Source organism: Bacillus sp. SD075, from assembly GCF_017355165.1.
GTDB lineage: Bacteria > Bacillota > Bacilli > Bacillales > DSM-1321 > Peribacillus.
In genome coordinates, this window is the sequence record NZ_JADILK010000027.1 from 37,785 (window position 1) to 60,404 (window position 22,620).

The window sequence follows — 22,620 nt, forward strand, 5'->3', positions numbered from 1 at the left end:
CTGTGGGTCAAAAGGTAAATCCAATCGGTATGCGTATCGGGATAATCCGTGACTGGGAATCCAAATGGTACGCTGATAAAGACTACGCAGTTCTTTTGCATGAAGACATCAAAGTTCGTGAATATATCGCGAAACGTCTAAATGATGCTTCAGTTTCAAAGGTTGAAATCGAACGTGCAGCTAACCGTATCAATGTATCTGTCCACACTGCTAAACCAGGAATGGTTATCGGTAAAGGCGGTACTGAAGTCGAAGCACTTCGTAAAGCTTTGAACCAGCTGACTGGCAAAAGAGTTCATATCAATATCATTGAAATTAAAAGAGCAGATCTTGACGCAAAATTGGTTGCTGAAAACATCGCTCGTCAATTAGAAAACCGTGTTTCATTCCGTCGTGCTCAAAAGCAAGCTATCCAACGTACTATGCGTTCTGGAGCAAAAGGAATCAAAACTCAAGTTTCTGGTCGTCTTGGCGGTGCTGATATTGCTCGTGCTGAACATTACAGCGAAGGAACAGTTCCACTTCACACACTTCGTGCAGACATAGATTATGCTCATGCTGAAGCAGATACTACTTACGGTAAGCTAGGCGTGAAAGTTTGGATCTACCGTGGAGAAGTTCTTCCTACTAAGAAGAAATCTGAGGAAGGAGGAAAATAATATGTTATTGCCAAAACGCGTAAAATACCGTCGTGAACACCGCGGTAAGATGAGAGGGATGGCTAAGGGCGGCACTGAAGTTCATTTTGGAGAATTTGGACTTCAAGCTCAAGAAGCTTCCTGGATCACGAACCGTCAAATCGAAGCAGCTCGTATTGCGATGACTCGTTATATGAAACGTGGAGGGAAAGTTTGGATCAAAATCTTCCCAAGCAAACCTTACACAGCTAAGCCGCTAGAAGTACGGATGGGTTCCGGTAAAGGTGCTCCTGAAGGTTGGGTAGCAGTAGTTAAACCGGGCAAAGTTATGTTTGAAATCTCTGGTGTATCTGAAGAGGTGGCAAGAGAAGCATTGCGCCTTGCAGCACACAAACTTCCAATCAAATGCAAGTTTGTAAAAAGAGAGGAAATTGGTGGTGAAACAAATGAAAGCTAATGAAATCAAAGATCTAACCACTGCTGAAATTGAACAAAAACTAAAATCTCTTAAAGAAGAACTATTTAATCTTCGTTTCCAGTTAGCTACTGGACAACTTGAAAATACAGCTCGCATCCGTGAAGTTCGCAAATCGATTGCTCGTATGAAAACAGTTGTTCGTCAAAGAGAGATCGGTGTCACTAATCGATAATGAATGGAGGTTTGCAGAATGAGCGAACGCAACCAACGCAAAATCTACACTGGACGCGTGGTATCCGACAAAATGGATAAAACAGTTACAGTAGTTGTAGAAACCTATAAAAAGCATTCTTTATACGGTAAACGCGTGAAATACTCTAAAAAGTTTAAAGCTCATGACGAGCTAAACGAAGCTAAAGCAGGCGACGTAGTACGTATCATGGAAACTCGTCCACTTTCAGCTACAAAACGCTTCCGTCTTGTAGAAGTAGTAGAAAAAGCAGTAATCATTTAATATAGTTCGGATTAAGCTAATTCCGAAGGGAGGTACCGTACATGATTCAACAAGAATCTCGTTTAAAAGTCGCTGACAATTCAGGTGCTCGTGAAGTGCTAACAATTAAAGTCCTAGGTGGTTCTGGCCGTAAAACTGCAAACATCGGTGATATCATCGTTTGTACAGTTAAACAGGCAACACCAGGAGGCGTTGTTAAAAAAGGTGAAGTCGTTAAGGCTGTTGTTGTCCGTACAAAACGTGGTATGCGTCGTCCTGACGGTTCTTACATTCGTTTTGATGAAAACGCATGTGTAATTATCCGTGACGATAAGAGCCCACGTGGAACACGTATTTTTGGACCTGTTGCTCGTGAATTACGTGACAATAGCTTCATGAAAATCGTTTCCCTTGCTCCAGAAGTTCTATAATATGTAAAATTTGTATAAAGCCTTTCAAGGAGGTGCCAAGCTAATGCATGTTAAAAAAGGTGACAAAGTCGTAGTCATCTCTGGTAAGGACAAAGGCAAACAAGGAACAATTCTTTCAGCATATCCGAAACAAAATCGTGTGCTTGTTGAAGGAATTAACATCGTGAAAAAGCATTCCAAGCCATCTCAACTTAATCCACAAGGTGGAATTATCAGCAAAGAAGCAGCTATTCACGTATCCAATGTAATGCCACTTGATCCTAAATCAGGTAAACCGACTCGTGTTGGATATAAGATCGAAAATGGTAAAAAAGTACGCGTAGCTAAAATATCAGGTGAATCTTTAGATAAATAAGTCATAAATGAAGGGAGGTACACTAAGCAATGAGCCGCCTTAAAGAAAAATTCAAAAGTGAAATTACACCGTCATTGATGGGTAAATTCAACTATCAATCAGTAATGCAAGTACCAAACATTGAGAAAATCGTTATTAACATGGGTGTGGGTGACGCAGTATCTAACTCTAAAGCTTTAGATACAGCTGTTGAAGAACTTACATTGATCACTGGTCAAAAACCGGTTATAACAAAAGCAAAAAAATCAATCGCAGGCTTCCGTTTGCGTGAAGGTATGCCTATCGGAGCGAAAGTTACATTACGCGGAGAGCGTATGTATCAATTCCTTGATAAGCTAGTATCTGTATCTTTACCGCGTGTACGTGATTTCCGCGGCGTTTCAAAGAAATCCTTTGACGGACGTGGGAATTATACATTAGGCGTTAAAGAACAACTTATCTTCCCTGAGATTGATTACGATAAAGTGAGCAAAGTTCGTGGTATGGACATCGTTATCGTAACGACTGCCAACACTGACGAAGAAGCTCGTGAACTACTTACTCAAGTTGGAATGCCGTTCCAAAAGTAATCTCTAAATAAAGGGAGGCGAAATCGTGGCTAAAAAGTCTATGATCGTAAAGCAAAAACGCGAACAGAAGTTTAAAGTACAAGAATATACACGTTGCGAACGTTGCGGACGTCCACATTCTGTATTACGTAAATTTAAACTATGTCGTATTTGTTTCCGCGAACTTGCATATAAAGGACAAATTCCTGGCGTTAAAAAAGCTAGCTGGTAAAACCCGAGTTTGGGAAGGAGGTAAAATATAATGGTCATGACAGATCCTATTGCAGATATGCTTACTCGCATCCGTAATGCGAATATGGTTCGTCACGAAAAACTGGAAGTTCCTGCTTCAAAGATCAAAAAGGAAATTGCTGAGATCTTAAAAAGTGAAGGCTTCGTACGTGACTTTGAATTAATCGAAGACAACAAACAAGGTATCATCCGTATCTTCTTAAAATACGGTGCAAACAATGAACGTGTTATCACTGGTCTAAAACGTATCAGCAAACCTGGTTTGCGCGTATATGCAAAAACTGGAGAGGTACCACGCGTTCTTAACGGTTTAGGTATCGCAATTGTTTCTACTTCTCACGGAGTTTTAACAGACAAGGAAGCTCGCTCTAAACAAGTTGGCGGAGAAGTTTTAGCATACGTTTGGTAATACATTTTCACAAGAATGGAGGTGCACATTATGTCTCGTATAGGTAAAAAACCTATTGAAATCCCTGCAGGCGTTACAGTTACTGTTACTGGAAGTGAAGTAACTGTTAAAGGACCTAAAGGTGAATTAACTAGATCATTCAATCCTGACCTTTCAATCGTTGTTGAAGAGAACGTGTTAACTGTTACACGTCCGTCTGACGAGAAGGCTCACCGTTCTTTACACGGTACTACTCGCGCACTTATCTCTAACATGGTTGAAGGTGTATCAACAGGTTTCGTAAAATCACTTGAACTTATTGGGGTTGGGTACCGTGCACAAAAGCAAGGTAACAAGCTTATCCTTAACGTAGGATATTCCCACCCTGTAGAAATAGAACCAGAAGCTGGCGTTGAAGTCGAAGTTCCTTCTAATACAAAAGTAATCATCAAAGGTGCAAGCAAAGAACGTGTAGGAGCTCTAGCAGCTAATATCCGTGATGTTCGCCCGCCTGAACCGTATAAAGGTAAAGGTATTCGTTACGAAGGCGAATTCGTTCGTCGTAAAGAAGGTAAAACTGGTAAGTAATGCCGCATAAGTAAACGAAAGGAGTGACGTAAATGATTACGAAGCTTGATAAAAATGCTACTCGTCAGAAAAGACATGCGCGTGTACGTGCTAAGCTTTCTGGAACAGAAGCTCGTCCTCGTTTAAATGTGTTTCGTTCAAACAAACACATTTACGCACAATTAATTGACGATGCAAAAGGCGTAACATTAGCAAGTGCTTCAACTCTTGATAAAGAGATCGGTATCGAAGCTAGTAGCAATGCTGAAGCAGCTCAAAAAGTTGGCGAACTTATTGCGAAACGTGCTGTTGAAAAAGGTTTCAAAGCTGTGGTATTTGACCGCGGTGGTTACCTCTTCCATGGTCGTGTTAAAGCATTGGCTGACGCTGCTCGTGAAAACGGCTTAGAATTTTAATGGATAAGGAGGGACATAACAGATGCGTAGCATTGATCCTAATAAATTAGAACTTGAAGAACGCGTAGTTACAGTAAATCGTGTAGCTAAAGTTGTTAAAGGCGGACGTCGTTTCCGTTTCACTGCACTAGTTGTTGTTGGTGATAAAAATGGTCATGTTGGATTTGGTACTGGTAAAGCTCAAGAAGTTCCGGATGCTATCCGTAAAGCTATTGAGGATGCTAAGAAAAATCTAATTACTGTACCAATGGTTGGTACTACTATTCCTCATCTTGTGAACGGTCGCTATGGCGCAGGTCACATTCTATTGAAACCAGCTTCTGAAGGTACAGGAGTAATTGCTGGTGGTCCTGTTCGTGCGGTACTAGAATTAGGCGGAGTTAGCGATATCTTGTCTAAATCACTAGGTACTAATACACCTATTAATATGGTTCGCGCAACAATTGAAGGATTGAAGCAATTGAAACGTGCTGAAGACGTAGCTAAGTTACGTGGAAAATCAGTACAAGAACTGTTAGGATAAGGAGGGAAATCGAATTATGGCTAATAAATTAGAAATCACCCTCACTCGCAGCTTGATTGGTCGTCCTGAAGATCAACGTGTTACAGTTAACACTTTGGGTTTACGCAAAATGCATCAAACGGTTGTTCAAGAAGATAACCCTGCGATTCGCGGTATGATTACCAAAGTTGCTCATCTTGTTACTGTAAAAGAACAATAAAATAATTTTTAACTTAACAAGGAGGTGCCAACATGAAACTTCATGAGTTAAAAGCTGCAGAAGGTTCTCGTAAAGAACGTAAACGTAAAGGTCGTGGTATTGGATCTGGTAACGGTAAAACAGCAGGTAAAGGACACAAAGGACAAAACGCTCGCTCCGGCGGCGGTGTGCGTCTTGGATTTGAAGGGGGTCAAACTCCTCTATTCAGACGTTTACCTAAACGTGGATTTACCAACATCAACCGTAAAGACTATGCTATCGTGAACCTTGATACGTTAAATCTTTTCGAAGACGGTACTGAAGTAACACCAGCTCTTTTACTTGAGACTGGGGTAGTAAGTAAAGAAAAAGCAGGAATCAAAATTCTTGCCAAAGGAAGCATTGAGAAAAAGCTTACTGTTAAAGCTCACAAATTCTCGTCTACTGCTAAAGAAGCTATCGAAGCTGCTGGCGGTAATACAGAGGTGATCTAATGTTTCGCACGATCTCCAATTTTATGCGCGTGGGTGAAATAAGGAATAAGATTATTTTTACCCTTCTAATGTTAATCGTCTATCGCATCGGTACATTTATACCTGTACCGCATGTGAATGCCGATTTTCTCGCTGAACAGGACCAGCTGAGCGTCATCGGTCTTTTAAATACCTTTGGCGGCGGGGCACTGCAAAACTTTTCTATACTAGCGATGGGTATCATGCCGTACATCACGGCTTCCATCATCGTTCAACTGTTACAGATGGATGTTGTTCCCAAGTTCACTGAATGGTCTAAACAAGGAGAAGCAGGGCGCCGTAAATTAGCTCAATTCACTCGTTACTTCACTATTATCCTAGGATTTATCCAAGCAGTTGGTATGTCTTATGGGTTCAATAATATGTCAGGTGGCCAGTTGATTGAAAATCCTGGAGTTGCAACATACTTGCTTATTGCGACTGTCTTAACGGCAGGAACAGCTTTTCTTTTGTGGTTAGGGGAGCTGATCACTGCTAAGGGTGTGGGTAATGGGATTTCCATCATAATCTTTGCTGGTATCGTAGCTAGTTTGCCAAATACGGCAAATCAGATTTACGCCCAACAATTTGAAAATGCCGGAGATCAATTATTCTTACGAATCATAACGATTATCCTCATTGTTTTAGCAGTATTAGCAATCGTGGTTGCTGTTATCTTCATTCAGCAGGCATTACGTAAAATTCCTATTCAGTATGCGAAACGTGCTGCGGTAGGTCGTACACAAATGGGTGGCCAGTCTACTCATTTACCATTGAAAGTAAATGCTGCGGGGGTTATTCCGGTAATCTTTGCAATGGCATTTATCATTACTCCCACTACAATCGCTTCTTTCTTTGGAAAGAACAGCGTGACTAGTTGGATTTCAACAAATCTTGATTACACCAAGCCAATTGGTATGATCATATATGTTGCTCTTATCATTGCTTTTGCGTATTTTTATGCATTCATTCAGGTTAACCCTGAACAAATGGCTGAGAATTTGAAAAAGCAAGGTGGCTATGTGCCGGGGATTCGTCCTGGTAAGAGTACACAAGAATATTTAACACGTGTTTTATACCGATTAACGTTTGTAGGCTCTATATTTTTAGCCATCATTGCCGTTTTACCGGTATTTTTCATTAAGCTTGCTGATCTACCTCAATCTGCACAGATTGGTGGTACCAGTTTGCTGATCGTAGTGGGGGTTGCCCTTGATACGATGAAGCAGCTGGAATCTCAACTTGTGAAGAGACACTATAAAGGCTTTATAAAGTAATGAGTTTTGGGAACGGCTTGTTCCCTTTACCCATTATAGAGTTTGAGGGGGAAGAAAATTGAATCTAGTGTTAATGGGTCTGCCGGGTGCTGGTAAGGGCACTCAAGCTGAACAAATCGTAGAAAAATATAATATCCCTCATATCTCTACTGGAGATATGTTCCGAACAGCTATCAAAGATGGAACAGAATTAGGTCTAAAGGCGAAATCATTCATGGACAAAGGCGAATTGGTACCAGATGAAGTTACCATTGGCATCGTACGTGAACGTTTAAGCAAGGATGACTGCCTAAAAGGATTTTTGCTTGATGGATTTCCACGTACTGTGGCACAGGCAGAGGCACTTGAAAGCATTCTTACTGATTTAGATCGCAAAATGAATTTTGTCATTAATATCGATGTTGATAAAAGCATCTTAATGGAAAGATTGACAGGACGTCGTATTTGCAAAACATGTGGTGCGACATACCATCTTGTATTCAATCCTCCTGCTAATGATGATGTATGCGACCGCTGCGGCGGAGAATTATATCAACGTGCCGACGATAATGCAGAAACGGTTCAAAATCGCTTAGATGTGAATTTGAAACAAACCAAGCCACTTCTTGATTTCTACGGAGAAAAGGGATACTTGGTCAACATTAACGGACAGCAAGATATTAATAAGGTATTTGAAGATATTGATGTGTTGCTTGGTGCTTTACAAAATTAATCATTCGTATTGATTTATGAAATTCATACCATTTTTACAACTTACTAGTTAAACTTGGTGCATTCCTATAATACAAAGGGTATAATGGATTTCGCGAGAGCATTCGCACATTTATTAATCAGGTTCTTGTACTTGGTATTCCCTGAATTGGGCGATTACTTTATAAGTGATCTTCATGGACATATCCGGTCGGCAAAATTGATGAAGAAATGCAGTGACTCTATTGGGATTCCTAAAGAGTCGTGATATAGAGGGTTGAAAGAAGCTATGTCAGGCGTGCGCCTTTCAAACATCTCCCATGCTATTCAAACCTATGTCGAGACTAATTGCTTCTCTATTCTGAGAGTATGTCGGTCACGGAATCGGTCAAGACTTACATGAGGACCCATAAAATCCTCATTTCGGTCCAACTGATAAAGGTCCTCAGTTAAAGCCTGGTTCTACAAAATGGTGAATACTTGATGCAGAATTGTAAGACTTATGAGGATAATTGGACTGTAGTAATGTTGACGGAAAGATGTGTACCTTTAATAGGTTCACGCATAGAGAAGGGAGAATCACTTTAATGGCGAAAGATGATGTAATTGAAGTAGAAGGCACAGTACAAGAGACTTTGCCAAATGCAATGTTTAAGGTAGAATTAGAAAATGGTCATACTGTTTTAGCTCATGTATCCGGTAAAATTCGTATGCACTTTATTCGCATTTTGCCTGGAGATAAAGTTACGGTTGAGCTTTCCCCGTATGATCTAACTCGCGGCAGAATCACATACCGGTTCAAATAATCCGGTTACGCTCCGATCTGTATAAGGAGGTTAGATAGCAATGAAAGTCAGACCATCAGTCAAACCAATCTGCGAAAAGTGTAAAGTTATCCGCAGAAAAGGTAAAGTTATGGTTATTTGCGAAAACCCTAAACATAAACAAAAACAAGGCTAAATAGAAGGAGGTGCACTCAAGCATGGCACGTATTGCTGGAGTAGATATTCCCCGTGACAAACGTATTGTTATCTCATTAACATATATATATGGTATTGGAAAACAAACAGCGATCAAGATTCTTGCAGAAGCAGGCGTTTCTGAAGAAACTCGCGTTCGTGACTTAACGGAAGACGAATTGAACAAAATTCGTGATATCATTGACAAGCTAAAAGTAGAAGGCGACCTTCGTCGTGAAATCTCCCTAAACATCAAACGTTTAATGGAAATCGGTTCTTACCGTGGTTTACGTCACCGTCGTGGTCTTCCTGTTCGCGGTCAAAACACAAAAAACAATGCTCGTACGCGTAAAGGACCTCGTCGTACTGTAGCTAACAAGAAAAAATAATTAGTAAAGGAGGTTACTTTTCATGGCACGTAAAACTAATACACGTAAACGTCGTGTGAAAAAGAATATAGAAACTGGTATTGCACATATTCGTTCAACATTCAATAACACTATTGTTACGATCACTGACTCTCATGGTAATGCTATTTCTTGGTCAAGTGCTGGAGCTCTAGGATTCCGTGGATCTCGTAAATCCACTCCTTTCGCTGCACAAATGGCTGCTGAAACAGCTGCTAAAACATCAATTGAACATGGTATGAAAACTCTTGAAGTTACAGTTAAAGGACCTGGTGCTGGACGTGAGGCTGCTATTCGTGCACTTCAAGCTGCTGGCCTAGAAGTAACTGCAATTAAAGATGTAACTCCAGTTCCACATAACGGATGCCGTCCACCAAAACGTCGCCGTGTTTAATTTTTCTGTATAGATTTTGTATTCCTGTCAATAATGGGATATAATACTGAGTTTGCGTTCTTACAGAGGATTAATTTTCAGTTGTTGCGCACAGCGGGAACGTATACATGGGGAATTTCGGTTTAAGTGACTTCGTTACTTGCCGGGGTTTTGACGTTTTGAAGGAGGGTTTGTTGATGATCGAAATAGAAAAACCAAAAATCGAAACGGTTGAAATCAACGACGATACCAAATACGGTAAATTCGTCGTAGAGCCACTAGAGCGTGGGTATGGTACTACATTGGGTAACTCCTTACGTCGTATCCTTTTATCCTCACTCCCAGGTGCTGCTGTCACAGCTATACAAATTGATGGAGTGCTACATGAGTTCTCAACAATTGAAGGCGTCGTGGAAGATGTAACATCTATCATTCTTAATGTGAAAAAACTAGCTCTTAAGATTTACTCTGATGAAGAGAAGACGCTGGAAATTGACGTTCAAGGTGACGGAGTCATCACGGCTGCTGATATCACTCATGATAGTGATGTAGAAATTCTTAATCCGGATTTATATATTGCTACAATTGGTAAAAACGGTCATATGCGTATGCGTTTATCTGCACGTCGCGGCCGCGGCTACACTCCTGCTGTTCAAAACAAGAGAGAAGACCAGCCAATTGGTGTAATTCCAATCGATGCTCTTTACACTCCAGTTTCACGCGTATCTTTCCAAGTTGAAAATACACGTGTTGGACAGTTGTCTAACTTTGACAAGTTAACGTTCGATGTTTGGACTGATGGCAGTACTGGTCCGCAAGAAGCGGTAGCACTTGGAGCTAAGATTTTAACAGAGCATTTAAATATCTTTGTTGGTTTAACCGATGAAGCTCAAAATGCTGAAATCATGGTTGAAAAAGAAGAAGATCAAAAGGAAAAAGTTCTTGAGATGACGATCGAAGAATTAGACCTTTCTGTTCGTTCTTACAACTGCTTGAAACGTGCTGGAATCAATACCGTTCAAGAGCTAGCTCATAAAACGGAAGAAGATATGATGAAAGTACGTAATCTAGGTCGTAAATCACTTGAAGAAGTGAAAGCGAAGCTAGAAGAATTAGGCTTAGGTCTTCGTAAAGACGACTGATAACATGGCGGAATCAATCCATTATGTTGTGAGCCTTGTTATAGACACACAATATAGAACTTCAACAAAGGAGGGAATCTCTAATGGGTTACAGAAAGTTAGGACGCACTAGCGCACAACGTAAAGCATTACTTCGTGATTTAGCTACGGATCTTATTATCCATGAGCGCATTGAAACTACTGAAGCACGTGCAAAAGAATTACGTTCTGTAGTAGATAAAATGATCACTCTTGGTAAACGTGGTGACTTGCATGCACGCCGTCAAGCTGCATCTTTCATCCGTAACGAAATCGCTGACGCTGAGAATGGCACAGATGCCCTTCAAAAACTATTCAGTGACGTGGCTCCACGTTATGAAGAACGTCAAGGTGGATACACTCGTATCATGAAAGTTGGTCCACGCCGCGGTGACGGTGCACCAGTCGTGGTTATTGAATTAGTTTAATAACAACGATGAAAAAGGGCGGGACAAATGAATATGCTCACTTGTTCTATGCCCTTTTTCTTTTTTTATAATAGAAATTCTGTCATTTAGAAATTCGCATTGAGTGTTACGATGGCTGGCGGAACCTGTATTATGCAGGGAGCCTTCACGTCTAGCTCAAGCATCCCTTCCCGCTTTTGATAAGCGATTATAAGATAACCTGTTTTTCGTAACAGGCCCGCTGTTAGCTGCTCTTAATTTACCGAAAATTCTTTCGGTGGAAGGGGTGCAGCGTTTTTTTATATTTTCAGAAGGAAATACTACTATTTTTAGTTTGAATGAGCAGAGTTTAGATTAGACGAGTGCAGTCGAGGATGAGGAGGGCCACAAAGTGAAGAAGCTGGTTTCTTTAAATAATATTGTTTTTAAATATGAGGGTCAGTCTCGAAACGCCTTGGATGATGTTTCTTTTGATATTCATCAGGGGGAGTGGCTTGCGATTGTCGGGCATAATGGTTCTGGCAAGTCGACATTAGCGAAGTTACTGAATGGTCTTCAGTTCGCTAACTCAGGTACCATTACTATTAATGATCAACTTTTGACAGAAGAATCCGTTTGGGATGTACGCCAGAGAATTGGCATGGTTTTTCAAAACCCAGATAATCAATTTGTAGGCACTACAGTTCAGGATGATGTGGCTTTTGGTTTAGAAAACGCCGGTGTTTCTCAGCAGGTTATGGTGGAGCGTGTTCATGGTGCGTTAAATAAGGTTAAAATGAATGCCTTTCTTAATCAAGAGCCGCACCATCTATCCGGCGGTCAAAAGCAAAGAGTGGCCATAGCAGGTGTAATAGCCTTGCAGCCAGACATAATCATCTTAGATGAAGCAACCTCCATGCTTGACCCAAGAGGCCGTGAAGAAGTGCTTGAAACAGTTAGGGAATTAAAACGGGAAAACGAGATTACTGTCATATCAATCACCCATGATCTTGAGGAAGCAGCGAAAGCTGATCGAATGATCGTCATGAATCAAGGTAGGTTATATCGTGAAGGACCTCCTCAGGATATTTTTGAATTAGAGGAAGAATTGATTGCTCTTGGTTTGGATATTCCCTTTTCAGTGAAACTAACCAAGGAGTTACAAAAAAATGGTGTTCGTGTAGTTGATGGGCATTTGACAGAGGAAGAGTTGGTGAAGGATTTATGCGAATTACACTCGATGATGTAGAATACCGCTATCAGGTGAATACTCCTTTTGAACATCTAGCCCTTCATGATGTCAATATTTCAATGGAGCCGGGAACCTATACCGCAATCATCGGGCATACAGGGTCCGGGAAATCGACTCTACTGCAGCATTTGAATGCTCTACTAAAACCGACGAAGGGTCGGGTCTTCATTGGGGATCGGACGATTGAGGCCGGAAGAAAAGAGAAGGCGTTGCGACCAATTAGACAAAAGGTCGGTATTGTTTTTCAGTTTCCGGAACATCAGCTATTTGATGAAACGGTTGAAAAGGATATATGTTTCGGGCCCATGAATTTTGGGGTTTCTGAAATCGATGCTAAGAAACTGGCCAGAAAAGCCATCGCTCAAGTCGGATTGAATGAGGAAATTCTTAAAAAATCCCCATTCGACTTATCCGGCGGACAAATGCGGCGGGTTGCCATCGCTGGGGTACTTGCCATGGAGCCGGAGGTATTGGTACTTGATGAGCCCACAGCTGGGCTGGATCCACGAGGACGTAAAGAAATCATGGATATGTTTTATGATCTGCATAAAGCAAGAGGCATTTCAACGATTCTGGTGACACATAGCATGGAGGATGCAGCCAAGTACGCGGATGATATCATTATTATGCATAAAGGTACTGTGTTCAAAAAAGGAACCCCCCAGGAAATTTTCTCTGAGCCGGAACAATTAATGGAGCTTGGCCTGGATGTTCCTGATACGGTCCGTTTTCAGCTAAAGCTTCAGAAGGAACTTGGTGTTCGATTTGATCACCCATGTCTTAATATCGGTGATTTGGCGATAGAAATTGATAAAGCCATGAAACGGGGGAACCGCTGATGCTGGATAAAATGATTATCGGGCGTTATGTCCCTGCAAACTCACTGATCCACAAGATGGACCCAAGGGCTAAATTGCTCCTCGTGTTCCTATTTGTTTGTGTCGTCTTTTTGGCGAATAATGTCGTTTCCTATGGATTGCTTGCTGTATTCACCATCCTATTGATCAGTCTCTCCAAAATACCGCTTCGCTATCTTTATAATGGGTTAAAGCCAATCTTTTTCTTGATCATATTTACATTCATTCTCCATATCTTGTTTACGAAAGAAGGGGAATTGCTTTTTGAATACGGTTGGTTTGAAATCTATGAAGGCGGTCTGATTCAGGGTCTTTTCATATCCATTAGATTTACCTTACTAATCCTTGTTACGTCACTTTTAACTTTGACAACTTCACCGATATCCATTACAGATGGCATGGAAGAGCTTTTGGCGCCCTTGAAAAAGTGGAAGATGCCTGTACATGAACTGGCATTGATGATGTCCATTGCCCTTCGATTCATTCCAACACTAATGGAGGAAACGGAAAAAATCATGAAGGCTCAAACTGCAAGGGGCGTCGATTTTTCATCTGGCCCGATAAAGGACAGGGTTAAATCGATTGTACCGCTGCTTGTTCCTTTATTTGTTAGTTCGTTCAAACGGGCGGAAGAATTGGCAACTGCCATGGAATCTAGAGGATACCGTGGCGGTGAAGGCCGTACGAAATATCGCAAATTGGACTGGAAGACGAGTGATAGCCTTTTGATGGTCTCAATTGGTGTTCTAACGGTCATGTTATTTTTATTACGTTCATAATAAGGAAGAGAACTATGCCAAAATATAAATGTGTGATCGCCTATGACGGCACGGATTTTGCTGGTTATCAGGTGCAGCCTGAGAAACGTACCATACAAAGTGAATTCGAGGCAGTCTTGGCCCAAATGCATAAAGGCACAATTATAAAAGTGACTGCTTCAGGCAGGACAGATTCAGGGGTCCATGCAAAGGGGCAGGTACTTCATTTTGAATCGCCCCTTACATTTCCTACGGAAAACTGGGTAAAGGCGTTCAGCGCCCTTCTTCCGACCGATATCATCGTTCTGGAAGTCGAAATCGCCCCTGACGATTTTCATGCGAGGTTCCATACGACTGGGAAAGAGTACCGTTATATCATAGCCCGCTCGAAACTACGGGATCCGTTTCAACGAAATTACGCCTACCATTACCCCTTCCCATTAGATGGGGAGGCGATGAGGGAAGCGATCTCCTATTTGATAGGGACACATGACTTTACAAGTTTTTGTTCGGCAAAAACGGAAGTGGTCGATAAAGTTCGAACGATACGGGAGATGGAGTTTGAAGAGAGCGATGGTGTCATGGTTTTCCGCTTCGTTGGCGAAGGTTTTTTGTATAATATGGTGCGTATCTTGGTTGGGACGCTCCTGGATGTCGGCAGCGGCAAGATGTCAGCTCGGGATATGCTCGGGATATTGGACAAAAAGGACCGCAGTTTTGCAGGAAAAACAGCACCAGCCCAAGGCTTGTATTTATGGAAAGTATTTTACAAATAAAAATATTTTTGTGGTGATTCCAGTTTTTTTACAAATGGAAAACGGGATGAAATCAGTAACGGAGCGGTTTGACGCTATACAGACCATTTCATGGAGTTGCTGAGAGTGTTTTATAGACAACTTATCCTAGTGTAACATTCCCTTGACAATGAATCTGGGAGAAGTTAATATAATATGGTATGTATTTTAATCCCACGATAAGCCCCGGAAGTTTATTGTGATTGAAAATAAATATAAAAAATTAAAAAGTTTTTTAGGAGGTTAACCATGCGTACGACATTTATGGCGAAAGCTAATGAAGTAGAACGTAAATGGTATGTGATTGACGCTGAAGGCAAAACTTTGGGTCGCCTTTCTACTGAAGTAGCATCCATTCTACGTGGTAAACATAAACCAACTTTTACACCGAACATTGACACTGGTGATCATGTAATTCTAATCAATGTTGAAAAAATCCATTTGACTGGTAAAAAATTGACTGACAAAATTTATTACCGTCACACTATGCATCCAGGCGGTCTTAAAACTAGAACTGCTCTTGAAATGCGTACAAACTACCCTGAGAGAATGCTTGAACTTGCTATCAAAGGTATGCTTCCAAAGAATTCTCTTGGACGTCAAATCTACAAAAAATTACACGTATACGCTGGAGCTGAGCACCCACACGCTGCTCAACAACCAGAAGTATACGAATTACGCGGATAATTACTAAGGAGGTTACTATCTTGGCACAAGTTCAATATTATGGTACTGGTCGCCGTAAGAGCTCAGTAGCTCGTGTACGTTTAGTACCAGGCGAAGGTCGCATCGTTATCAACGGTCGTGACATTAATGAATATATTCCTTTCGCAGCATTACGTGAAGTTGTTAACCAACCACTAGTTGCAACTGAAACTACTGGAAATTACGACATTCTAGTAAACGTTAGCGGTGGTGGATACACTGGTCAAGCTGGAGCAATCCGTCACGGTATCGCTCGTGCATTGCTTCAAGTTGATCCAGAATACCGTCCGTCTCTTAAAACTGCTGGTTTACTAACTCGTGACCCACGTATGAAAGAACGTAAAAAATACGGTCTTAAAGGCGCACGTCGTGCACCTCAGTTCTCAAAACGTTAATTCCATTACCGTTTCGAAAGGCTCTCAACCATTTTGGTTGGGGGTCTTTTTTTGTCTGAAAATTTTTTTGATCCCCCTCATGCAAGCGAACCTTTGAATATTGGAAGCTTTTTGCGTATAGCAACTGTTATAGGTTCACGAATATTTACCATTCAGAGATGAATTATGTGGAATTGTAGGTATGACAACGAGATCATCCCACCCCTTGTCCTGCGCTATTAAATCCAAATAAAATACAGCCAAAACCAGTCGTTGATAACTTTGCTTTTGTTGTCTCTGCAACATTCATTGAATTTTGGAATGCTAGAACAATGACGATTAATATAAAAGGGGTTAACCCGATAAATTTGACCATATTTCCGGCATCGGATACAAATGAAACGCCGCAGAGACGTTGGTGACAGTTGTTCCGTTTGTTGACATGTGAGTTTATTTATGTAAAGCAGGTTTATTTGTAAAATCCATATTTATTAACTTTCCGTTTAGGAGTATGATAATACTTAAAAAAAGAAAGAGGACTTCATATGAATTCAACATACTCACCGATTGAAACAACTAAAACAAAAGCCTTGGTCATCAATGCGTTATTCATTGCATTAACACTTGTAGCAACCATGTTCATCAACATTAAGCTTCCAATAATGGGTAACGGTGGCCTAATCCATCTGGGTAACGTTCCCCTTTTTATAGCAGCTTTGGTATATGGCAAAAAAACAGGGGCGATAGCAGGCGCCTTCGGTATGGCCTTCTTCGACCTTTTCTCTGGTTGGGCAGCATGGGCACCGTTTACATTCGTCATCGTGGGAGCTATGGGCTTTCTAGCCGGCCTTATATCCGAAAAGGTACCGGGCAAAAGAGAATTTGTATATACAATCGCGGTTGCCGTTGCATTGATTATAAAAATAATCGGCTACTATTTTGTCGAAGTTATTCTTTATGGTAACTGGATACAGCCATTTGGCTCCATCCCCGGAAACGTAATGCAGGTCGTGATAGCGGGTATAATAGTAGTGCCGCTTGCTGGACGATTAAAGAAAAGGGCAGGGCAGATATAAAGTGAAACAAATATAGAAGCCATTTCAAATTTTGTGTTGCACACCGATTAAATGTGACTGCGCTCTGAATTTCAGGCAGTTTAAAAAGACATTCTGCTAAGAGGCGGGCATTAAATGACTTTTGTTATATCCTGTTAGAAAAGGGCATCCGTTTACCATGGATGTCCTTTTTATCTTAATAAATCACAAAGCCTGAAGATTTTCATGCAGAATGGCTGGCTAATGTAAGTATTGATCAAAGTCCAAAGGGACATGCGCAGTGAGCGACCCAAGTCTGCAAGGTCAGCCTCGGGTAGCGGCCTGAGTGGCGGGGTAGGGGGGTGATTCCGACTTTTTTCAAGACTGTTATACCCCTTGCAAGAACCTTTTATCTTCCAAAATTTGCAGTTAGCACTTTAACGGGTTTCTTATAGGAGAAAGGAAATCACATATCGGTAGGCCTTTCAGTTGCCTGCCAATCCTATCCTCATTATTTTTTGCCAATGGAATAAATGAATGGTTCAAAATAGAACGTAAAAACTAAATTATGTCTTGGGAAATAATTTTGGGAAATGGAGAATTGCCCCGGAGGTGAAATATGGCTTTGATAGTAGGTTTACAGGAGATGCAAAGGGAAAGGCAATTGAAGTTCGAACGTAGGTTGCTCAGGGAACTTTCCATTGAGGATATGAAGGGAAGGATCCAGCGTTACTTCGGACAGGATTTGATGGATGTTTTGGAGGAAGGCTACTTTGATGTTGCCATTGAGGCTTATTTATTAGGAGCCAACTATAGTAAGTTTGGCTATTATGGTGAGTCGGAAGAAGATGTAAGGGCCAGGTGCTGGAAGGAAGAAAAGTTTTTGGTCGATACACTTTTTAACTTTATTTTGTATTGGCGGGAAGTTACTGCGAATAACGCTTTCGATGAGGGTTTGTTTTATTGTTGTGAAGGATTTGTGGGAGATTGGTGGCTGGATGGCTTTAAGACTGGAGAAAAACGATATAAAATGAAACTGCATTAAGCAGGCAAAAATCCCATTCCTTGTTCTAATTCCATGGTTTGTCCCATACTTTTTAGTAGAGAGATCATGGAAGGGGAACGGTCATGCGCAGAAAGCTGAAATATACAGGAATCGCTATGGGATTGTTTGTCCTTTTTTTAATTGTGACTTTTAAATTTGTTGAAGATGATTCTTGGGACTCCTGGAACCTTCCGTTGGCAGGTAAGGTCATCATTCTGGATGCAGGTCACGGAGGAATGGATGGCGGGGCAAATGTACAAGAGGTAATGGAAAAGGAAATTGCTCTTTCCGTTTCATTAAAGGTCAGGGACTATTTACAGGAACAGGGTGCTCTTGTCATCATGACCCGTGAGAAGGATGAGGATTTGGCACAGGGTAATACAAAGGGGATCCGCCAGCGAAAACAGGAGGACTTACGGAATCGGGTTGAAATGATCAATGATTCGGAAGCGGACTTATTTTTAAGCATTCATTTAAACTCTTTCCCATCAGCGTCATCGAAAGGTGCCCAGACTTTTTATACAAGCAGGTTCGAGGAAAATGAACAGGTTGCAAAATTCATTCAGACTGAAATCATTAGAAACCTGGAAAATACAAAGCGTGATGCAAAAACGATTAATCATGTGTATTTGATGAATAATGCAAAGAAACCGGGAGCGCTTGTGGAAATTGGCTTTCTTTCCAATTCTGAGGAAAGGGAACGCCTTATCAGTGATAAGTATCAAGAAAAGGTTGCCAGTTCGATATATATGGGTATTTTACGGTACTTTACAGAGGAAAAACTATCTGATGAAGAGTGATGTCTGGGTCTTGTAAGGTACAAGGCCTTTTTATTATGGGAAAATAATCCGGTTTCGCATGCAGGGTAGATAATAAGCTTTCCTTTTGTAATATGTTATACTGAAAAATGGGAAAATAAAAATTCAAAGGGGTGCTCGACTTGTTAACAGAAGAGAAAGTGCTGAGTTTATTAAAGGATCTTAAAGACCCTTTTCTACATAAAAACCTTGAAGAGACAAATGGAATCATAGAAATCAAAATAAAACCTGAAAAGAATCATGTAAGCGTTAAGCTTGCGATTGCGAAAACGGGGACTGCCGAACAAATGCAAATGCAATCGGAGGTTGTGGACTTGCTGAAAACGAACGGAGCGGAATCGGTAGGCATCCGTTTCACGGAACTTTCAGAAGGGGAGTTAGCTAAGCATCGTGAAAGCATTCCTCAGGATGAAGCGGACCAAGGTTTGCTTGGGCCTAACAGCCAGACGCAATTCATCGCGATCGCCAGTGGGAAGGGCGGAGTGGGAAAATCTACGATTTCAGTGAATTTCGCTACTTCACTTGCTCGTTTGGGTAAAAAGGTCGGACTGGTCGACGCTGATATTTATGGATTCAGCGTACCAGATATGATGGGGATAACAAAAAGACCGGTTGTTCGAGGGGAAAAAATCATTCCTGTAGAACGCTTTGGGGTCCAAGTTATCTCCATGGGCTTTTTTGTAGAGGATAATGCGCCGATCATCTGGAGAGGACCGATGCTGGGCAAAATGCTTAACAGTTTCTTTAATGAAGTGGAGTGGGGAGATTTGGACTATTTGGTCCTTGACTTACCGCCGGGTACGGGTGATGTTGCTTTGGATGTTCATACGATGCTCCCTTCATGTAAAGAAATCATCGTTACGACACCGCATCCGACTGCAGCCTTCGTAGCTGCAAGGGCTGGTGCAATGGCCATCAAGACAGAACACGAAGTCATTGGTGTCATAGAGAATATGTCATTTTTCGAAAGTAAAACGACCGGTGAAAAAGAATATGTATTCGGAAAAGGCGGCGGCGCGAAGCTGGCAGAAGAGCTTCGGACAGAAGTTTTAGGTCAACTTCCCCTGCAGCAGCCAGATTGGAATGAAGAGGACTTTGCTCCATCGATTTACGCAGCGGACCATAGACTTGGCAGGATTTATGAGGACATTGCTAAGAAGGTCATTGAAAAACTACAATAAAATGAAGGCTGATTCCAATTGGAATCAGCCTTTATTTTATTCTTTTTCTTTTTTCTCCTTGTTTTCCTTCTCTGCCGCTTTAGTGGCTGCTTTATCCAATCTCTCTTGCATTTTCGCTTGAACGAGAGGGCTTTCCATCGTTTCGATGATCAGCTCTTTATAGACGGCCCGCATTTCCTTGGTTTTTAATAATTTATTCATTTCTTTTTCCATATCCGGTTCTTTCATTATTTCCATGAGCATTCCACGATACTGAGGATCAGCGGTTAAGTCCTTCAATATCTTTTTATGTTCATCTTCTAATGCTTTAGCATAAGCGGAGGCGAATTCAGGGTCATTAAATGTCTTTTTCCAAAATTCCCTCCCTTTATCTGAAGTGACCATATCTTCAATGGATTTCTTAATGACATCGGAATCCATAATAAGTTCTGCTTTCGTTTTATCATCAGCAATGATATCCTGGATGGCCTTTTTTCCATCATCTGTCTTCAAGATATCAACGACCATTTTCTTTGTCTCTTCATACTCCATTTTTTCTGCGCCTGTTCCATTCTGTGCACAACCGGAACAAACGAGTAAGAATGACGTGAAAAGCAAAGCAACTCCCACTCTCATACGCAGGGCTCCTTTCATCCTTCTTATTGTTAATATGGTTCCAATCGGCGATATTATTCCTTGGTGGAATAAGTGGATTTTTCCAAATTTGGTTGGTACAATTAAGGAAATGAAATAGAAATGTATGGAGGAAAACAATGAACAGCCGTAATTTAGTTAAATTGTTTTTAACAACATTGCTTATAGGTGGCGTAACGGGCGGAGTTGTAGGGTTCTTGGCTCGATGGAGTGAGTTTAAGCCTTATTTTTCTTCTTTTGAAGCCAGTGCCATCCTATCAACTTTTATTTGGTTATTCGGTGTTGGATTAATTTTCAGTGTCATAAGCCAAGCCGGCTTTTTTGCCTATTTAACGATACATCGTTTTGGTCTGGGGATATTTAAAAGCGCTTCCTTATGGAATGCCGTTCAGCTTGTACTCATTCTTTTTGTTGTATTCGATCTTGTTTACCTGCGATATCTTAGCTTTGGTTCAGGTGAGGGGATCAGTTCTTACATCGTGTTAGCCTTGGTTGTATTGGCCGCAGGGATTGTTACAGCTTATTTCAAAATGAAACAAACGAATAAACAGTCGTTTATACCAGCCTTATTTTTCATGGTCGTGGTCACGGTTTTGGAGTGGATACCTGTCCTAAGCGCCAATGATGAAAGCTGGCTTTACTTCATGCTGTTTCCGTTGCTAGTCTGCAATGCTTATCAATTATTGGTCCTGAGCAAATTGATTGAACGGTCACAAAAGGAATTGGCCAGTAAAAGAGGGCGTAAGCAAACTCCAGCAAAGGGTGAGATGAAGGCCGGTGAATTAGGTAAAGGCAGCTAACCTGTATGTAAGTCGAGCCTTACAAAGGAAGTCAAAACATAAAAGCTGCGTACTAAAGGTTCATGGAGACCGTTAGTACGCAGTTTTTTCATTCAGTGGATTTCCTCACTGCTTGCTGATGAATTGGAAATCATTTCTGAAACATTAACGAAGTTTAAATTTTTTGATCGAAGTTCACTTATTAACTCTGGCAACGCCTTATTCGTTTGTTTTGCTGAGTCTGAAGCATGTAATAAGATGATATCACCCTTTTGCGCCTTGGTGATGTTCTGAACGATGCGTTCCACGCCCGGATTGGTCCAATCCTTTGAATCGATGCTCCAATGGACAACGGTGTATCCGAATTTCTCGCTGATCTTTAAGAGGCGTTTATCAAAGTGACCGGTGGGAGCGCGTAAAAGTTCTATATTCTTTACGTTAAGCTTTTTAAATGCTTCCTGGGCTTTAGAAATATCCCGGATGATTTCTTGATCTTCCATTTCGGAATAATCCTTATAATCGTAACCAAGGATGCCGATTTCATATCCTTCTTTCACAATTTCGGCTACTATATCCGGATGCCGTTCAGCCCAAGATCCCGAGAGGAAAAAAGTGGCGGATTTAATCTTTTCCCTTTTTAATGTCTCTATTATCGGAGCGGCTTTCTCATCGCCCCAGCCAATATTGAACGTGATCGCAACATTCTTTTCCCCTTTATAAACCGCTTTCGGCCCATCCTCTGTAGAAAAAACGGGGGCATGAAGAATGTTTTGTACAAAAAGGAACCAAGCGGTAAAAAGTGCCGTAAGTAAAATTAACGAATAATATTTGATGTTCTTGGCTTGAAGCACCATGAAAAATTTCATTAATCCATCCCCTTGTCCATAAGACTCTTGTCTTCAAATTTATGCGCGAGGATTATTGTTATGCAAAAAAATCAGTTGGAAATTCATAAAATTGACGGGAATGGGGAAAGCTGTCTGGAGGAGGTGTGAATCATGCTGGGTTTATTGATTAATGATAAAGAAAAGATGGAGTTGGAGTACCTTTTAAAAAGAGAGATGGATGAAATATTATTCGATTTACAGGATGACAGAATTGACCACTTAGTCAAAAGGGCAATAAACGAGAAATATACTATCCTTTTCAGGCTGTTTAAAAGGGTGAGCACCGAGGAGGAAAGCCTAATGTATATGAGGGGAAAAACGAATGTATCCAAGTGGAATCAGTCATGATATTTAAAAGTGAATTTTATTCGAAAAATCTATTGACTATTGATTTATACGCTGGTATATTATAAAAGTTGCTGCAACATAAAAGGTTTTGAGAAAGAATTGAAAAAAACTTTTTTAAAAAAGTTGTTGACGAAGCGGCAGTAAGATGTTAAGATATTAAAGTCGCTAAGAGAGATGGCGAACA

36 protein-coding genes and 1 pseudogene are annotated in these 22,620 nt (G+C 41.0%); 34 read left to right on the forward strand and 3 right to left on the reverse strand.

Annotated features, from left to right (window positions below):
• Positions 1-2 precede the first annotated feature (2 nt).
• The 28 genes from rpsC to rpsI all read left to right on the forward strand — a co-directional run bounded on the left by rpsC (position 3) and on the right by rpsI (position 15,732).
• Positions 3-659 (forward strand): 30S ribosomal protein S3, encoded by a 657-nt coding sequence (gene rpsC, locus IOC57_RS16900; protein ID WP_034305014.1) that lies wholly within the window; start codon positions 3-5, stop codon positions 657-659.
• Between the two features lies 1 nt (position 660).
• Positions 661-1,095: a 50S ribosomal protein L16 gene (gene rplP, locus IOC57_RS16905; RefSeq protein WP_034305012.1), complete on the forward strand. Its 435-nt coding sequence runs from the start codon at positions 661-663 to the stop codon at positions 1,093-1,095.
• Entirely contained in the window at positions 1,085-1,288 is a 204-nt protein-coding gene (rpmC, locus tag IOC57_RS16910; RefSeq protein ID WP_034305010.1) for a 50S ribosomal protein L29, read from the forward strand. Before rplP ends, rpmC begins: the two co-directional genes overlap by 11 nt.
• 18 nt (positions 1,289-1,306) lie before the next feature.
• A complete protein-coding gene (gene rpsQ / locus IOC57_RS16915) occupies positions 1,307-1,570 on the forward strand; it encodes a 30S ribosomal protein S17 (protein ID WP_048677887.1) in 264 nt (87 codons plus the stop codon).
• Between the two features lie 41 nt (positions 1,571-1,611).
• Entirely contained in the window at positions 1,612-1,980 is a 369-nt protein-coding gene (gene rplN, locus IOC57_RS16920; RefSeq protein WP_034305005.1) for a 50S ribosomal protein L14, read from the forward strand.
• A 43-nt stretch (positions 1,981-2,023) separates the two neighbouring features.
• Positions 2,024-2,335 carry a 50S ribosomal protein L24 gene (rplX, locus tag IOC57_RS16925; protein ID WP_034305002.1) on the forward strand — a complete coding sequence of 104 codons (312 nt, stop codon included), beginning with the start codon at positions 2,024-2,026 and terminating at the stop codon, positions 2,333-2,335.
• 29 nt (positions 2,336-2,364) lie between these two features.
• Positions 2,365-2,904, forward strand: a complete 540-nt coding sequence (gene rplE, locus IOC57_RS16930) for a 50S ribosomal protein L5 (protein ID WP_048677889.1) — start codon at positions 2,365-2,367, stop codon at positions 2,902-2,904.
• A 25-nt stretch (positions 2,905-2,929) separates the two neighbouring features.
• Positions 2,930-3,115 (forward strand): type Z 30S ribosomal protein S14, encoded by a 186-nt coding sequence (locus IOC57_RS16935; protein WP_034304998.1) that lies wholly within the window; start codon positions 2,930-2,932, stop codon positions 3,113-3,115.
• A 30-nt stretch (positions 3,116-3,145) separates the two neighbouring features.
• The gene (gene rpsH / locus IOC57_RS16940; RefSeq protein WP_034304995.1) at positions 3,146-3,544 is read left to right on the forward strand and encodes a 30S ribosomal protein S8; all 399 of its coding nucleotides are present in this window, start codon (positions 3,146-3,148) and stop codon (positions 3,542-3,544) included.
• A gap of 30 nt (positions 3,545-3,574) precedes the next feature.
• Positions 3,575-4,111, forward strand: coding sequence for a 50S ribosomal protein L6 (rplF, locus tag IOC57_RS16945; protein WP_207439805.1), 537 nt, complete (start codon positions 3,575-3,577; stop codon positions 4,109-4,111).
• Between the two features lie 32 nt (positions 4,112-4,143).
• Positions 4,144-4,506 (forward strand): 50S ribosomal protein L18, encoded by a 363-nt coding sequence (rplR, locus tag IOC57_RS16950; RefSeq protein WP_053349055.1) that lies wholly within the window; start codon positions 4,144-4,146, stop codon positions 4,504-4,506.
• A 22-nt stretch (positions 4,507-4,528) separates the two neighbouring features.
• Positions 4,529-5,029 (forward strand): 30S ribosomal protein S5, encoded by a 501-nt coding sequence (gene rpsE / locus IOC57_RS16955; protein ID WP_034304987.1) that lies wholly within the window; start codon positions 4,529-4,531, stop codon positions 5,027-5,029.
• 16 nt (positions 5,030-5,045) lie between these two features.
• On the forward strand, positions 5,046-5,228 hold the full coding sequence (gene rpmD / locus IOC57_RS16960) for a 50S ribosomal protein L30 (RefSeq protein WP_034304984.1): 183 nt from the start codon (positions 5,046-5,048) through the stop codon (positions 5,226-5,228).
• Positions 5,229-5,260: 32 nt separating this feature from the next.
• Positions 5,261-5,701, forward strand: a complete 441-nt coding sequence (gene rplO / locus IOC57_RS16965; RefSeq protein ID WP_034304982.1) for a 50S ribosomal protein L15 — start codon at positions 5,261-5,263, stop codon at positions 5,699-5,701.
• On the forward strand, positions 5,701-6,996 hold the full coding sequence (gene secY / locus IOC57_RS16970; RefSeq protein ID WP_207439806.1) for a preprotein translocase subunit SecY: 1,296 nt from the start codon (positions 5,701-5,703) through the stop codon (positions 6,994-6,996). Before rplO ends, secY begins: the two co-directional genes overlap by 1 nt.
• 58 nt (positions 6,997-7,054) lie before the next feature.
• The gene (locus tag IOC57_RS16975) at positions 7,055-7,708 is read left to right on the forward strand and encodes an adenylate kinase (protein ID WP_207439807.1); all 654 of its coding nucleotides are present in this window, start codon (positions 7,055-7,057) and stop codon (positions 7,706-7,708) included.
• Positions 7,709-8,273: 565 nt separating this feature from the next.
• Entirely contained in the window at positions 8,274-8,492 is a 219-nt protein-coding gene (gene infA, locus IOC57_RS16980; protein ID WP_028390440.1) for a translation initiation factor IF-1, read from the forward strand.
• A gap of 40 nt (positions 8,493-8,532) precedes the next feature.
• Positions 8,533-8,646 (forward strand): 50S ribosomal protein L36, encoded by a 114-nt coding sequence (gene rpmJ / locus IOC57_RS16985; protein ID WP_003156543.1) that lies wholly within the window; start codon positions 8,533-8,535, stop codon positions 8,644-8,646.
• A 22-nt stretch (positions 8,647-8,668) separates the two neighbouring features.
• Complete coding sequence (gene rpsM / locus IOC57_RS16990; protein WP_034304978.1) at positions 8,669-9,034, forward strand: 30S ribosomal protein S13; 366 nt, start codon at positions 8,669-8,671, stop codon at positions 9,032-9,034.
• Positions 9,035-9,056: 22 nt separating this feature from the next.
• Positions 9,057-9,446, forward strand: coding sequence for a 30S ribosomal protein S11 (rpsK, locus tag IOC57_RS16995; RefSeq protein ID WP_028390438.1), 390 nt, complete (start codon positions 9,057-9,059; stop codon positions 9,444-9,446).
• A gap of 176 nt (positions 9,447-9,622) precedes the next feature.
• The gene (locus IOC57_RS17000) at positions 9,623-10,567 is read left to right on the forward strand and encodes a DNA-directed RNA polymerase subunit alpha (RefSeq protein ID WP_034304976.1); all 945 of its coding nucleotides are present in this window, start codon (positions 9,623-9,625) and stop codon (positions 10,565-10,567) included.
• An 83-nt stretch (positions 10,568-10,650) separates the two neighbouring features.
• Positions 10,651-11,013: a 50S ribosomal protein L17 gene (gene rplQ / locus IOC57_RS17005; protein ID WP_034304973.1), complete on the forward strand. Its 363-nt coding sequence runs from the start codon at positions 10,651-10,653 to the stop codon at positions 11,011-11,013.
• Positions 11,014-11,383: 370 nt separating this feature from the next.
• Positions 11,384-12,220, forward strand: coding sequence for an energy-coupling factor ABC transporter ATP-binding protein (locus IOC57_RS17010; RefSeq protein ID WP_207439808.1), 837 nt, complete (start codon positions 11,384-11,386; stop codon positions 12,218-12,220).
• On the forward strand, positions 12,196-13,062 hold the full coding sequence (locus tag IOC57_RS17015) for an energy-coupling factor ABC transporter ATP-binding protein (RefSeq protein ID WP_207439809.1): 867 nt from the start codon (positions 12,196-12,198) through the stop codon (positions 13,060-13,062). Before IOC57_RS17010 ends, IOC57_RS17015 begins: the two co-directional genes overlap by 25 nt.
• Positions 13,062-13,859, forward strand: coding sequence for an energy-coupling factor transporter transmembrane component T family protein (locus tag IOC57_RS17020; RefSeq protein ID WP_207439810.1), 798 nt, complete (start codon positions 13,062-13,064; stop codon positions 13,857-13,859). Before IOC57_RS17015 ends, IOC57_RS17020 begins: the two co-directional genes overlap by 1 nt.
• Before the next feature lie 14 nt (positions 13,860-13,873).
• Positions 13,874-14,614, forward strand: coding sequence for a tRNA pseudouridine(38-40) synthase TruA (truA, locus tag IOC57_RS17025; protein WP_207439811.1), 741 nt, complete (start codon positions 13,874-13,876; stop codon positions 14,612-14,614).
• Between the two features lie 267 nt (positions 14,615-14,881).
• A complete protein-coding gene (gene rplM / locus IOC57_RS17030) occupies positions 14,882-15,319 on the forward strand; it encodes a 50S ribosomal protein L13 (RefSeq protein WP_034304960.1) in 438 nt (145 codons plus the stop codon).
• 20 nt (positions 15,320-15,339) lie between these two features.
• Entirely contained in the window at positions 15,340-15,732 is a 393-nt protein-coding gene (gene rpsI / locus IOC57_RS17035) for a 30S ribosomal protein S9 (protein ID WP_057915234.1), read from the forward strand.
• Between the two features lie 171 nt (positions 15,733-15,903).
• On the opposite strand, the pseudogene IOC57_RS25980 reads toward rpsI, so the two are convergent.
• Positions 15,904-16,078, reverse strand: a pseudogene (locus IOC57_RS25980) (MFS transporter); the annotation flags it as partial.
• 178 nt (positions 16,079-16,256) lie between these two features.
• On the opposite strand from IOC57_RS25980, the gene IOC57_RS17040 reads away from it, so the two are divergent.
• From IOC57_RS17040 to IOC57_RS17055, 4 genes are all read left to right on the forward strand, one after another.
• Entirely contained in the window at positions 16,257-16,787 is a 531-nt protein-coding gene (locus tag IOC57_RS17040; RefSeq protein WP_207439812.1) for an ECF transporter S component, read from the forward strand.
• Positions 16,788-17,364: 577 nt separating this feature from the next.
• Positions 17,365-17,790 carry a DUF2521 family protein gene (locus IOC57_RS17045; protein ID WP_207439813.1) on the forward strand — a complete coding sequence of 142 codons (426 nt, stop codon included), beginning with the start codon at positions 17,365-17,367 and terminating at the stop codon, positions 17,788-17,790.
• 83 nt (positions 17,791-17,873) lie between these two features.
• Positions 17,874-18,590: an N-acetylmuramoyl-L-alanine amidase CwlD gene (gene cwlD / locus IOC57_RS17050; protein WP_207439814.1), complete on the forward strand. Its 717-nt coding sequence runs from the start codon at positions 17,874-17,876 to the stop codon at positions 18,588-18,590.
• 140 nt (positions 18,591-18,730) lie between these two features.
• A complete protein-coding gene (locus IOC57_RS17055; protein ID WP_207439815.1) occupies positions 18,731-19,789 on the forward strand; it encodes an Mrp/NBP35 family ATP-binding protein in 1,059 nt (352 codons plus the stop codon).
• 36 nt (positions 19,790-19,825) lie between these two features.
• On the opposite strand, the gene gerD is transcribed toward IOC57_RS17055, so the two are convergent.
• Positions 19,826-20,404: a spore germination lipoprotein GerD gene (gene gerD, locus IOC57_RS17060; RefSeq protein WP_207439816.1), complete on the reverse strand. Its 579-nt coding sequence runs from the start codon at positions 20,402-20,404 to the stop codon at positions 19,826-19,828.
• A gap of 137 nt (positions 20,405-20,541) precedes the next feature.
• Here gerD and IOC57_RS17065 point away from each other — a divergent pair, with 137 nt between their 5' ends.
• A complete protein-coding gene (locus IOC57_RS17065; protein WP_207439817.1) occupies positions 20,542-21,222 on the forward strand; it encodes a KinB-signaling pathway activation protein in 681 nt (226 codons plus the stop codon).
• A gap of 92 nt (positions 21,223-21,314) precedes the next feature.
• Here the strand turns inward: IOC57_RS17065 and pdaB are convergent, their stop codons facing one another.
• On the reverse strand, positions 21,315-22,067 hold the full coding sequence (gene pdaB / locus IOC57_RS17070) for a polysaccharide deacetylase family sporulation protein PdaB (protein WP_207439818.1): 753 nt from the start codon (positions 22,065-22,067) through the stop codon (positions 21,315-21,317).
• 132 nt (positions 22,068-22,199) lie between these two features.
• On the opposite strand from pdaB, the gene IOC57_RS17075 reads away from it, so the two are divergent.
• A complete protein-coding gene (locus IOC57_RS17075) occupies positions 22,200-22,436 on the forward strand; it encodes a hypothetical protein (RefSeq protein WP_207439819.1) in 237 nt (78 codons plus the stop codon).
• Positions 22,437-22,620: the final 184 nt, after the last annotated feature.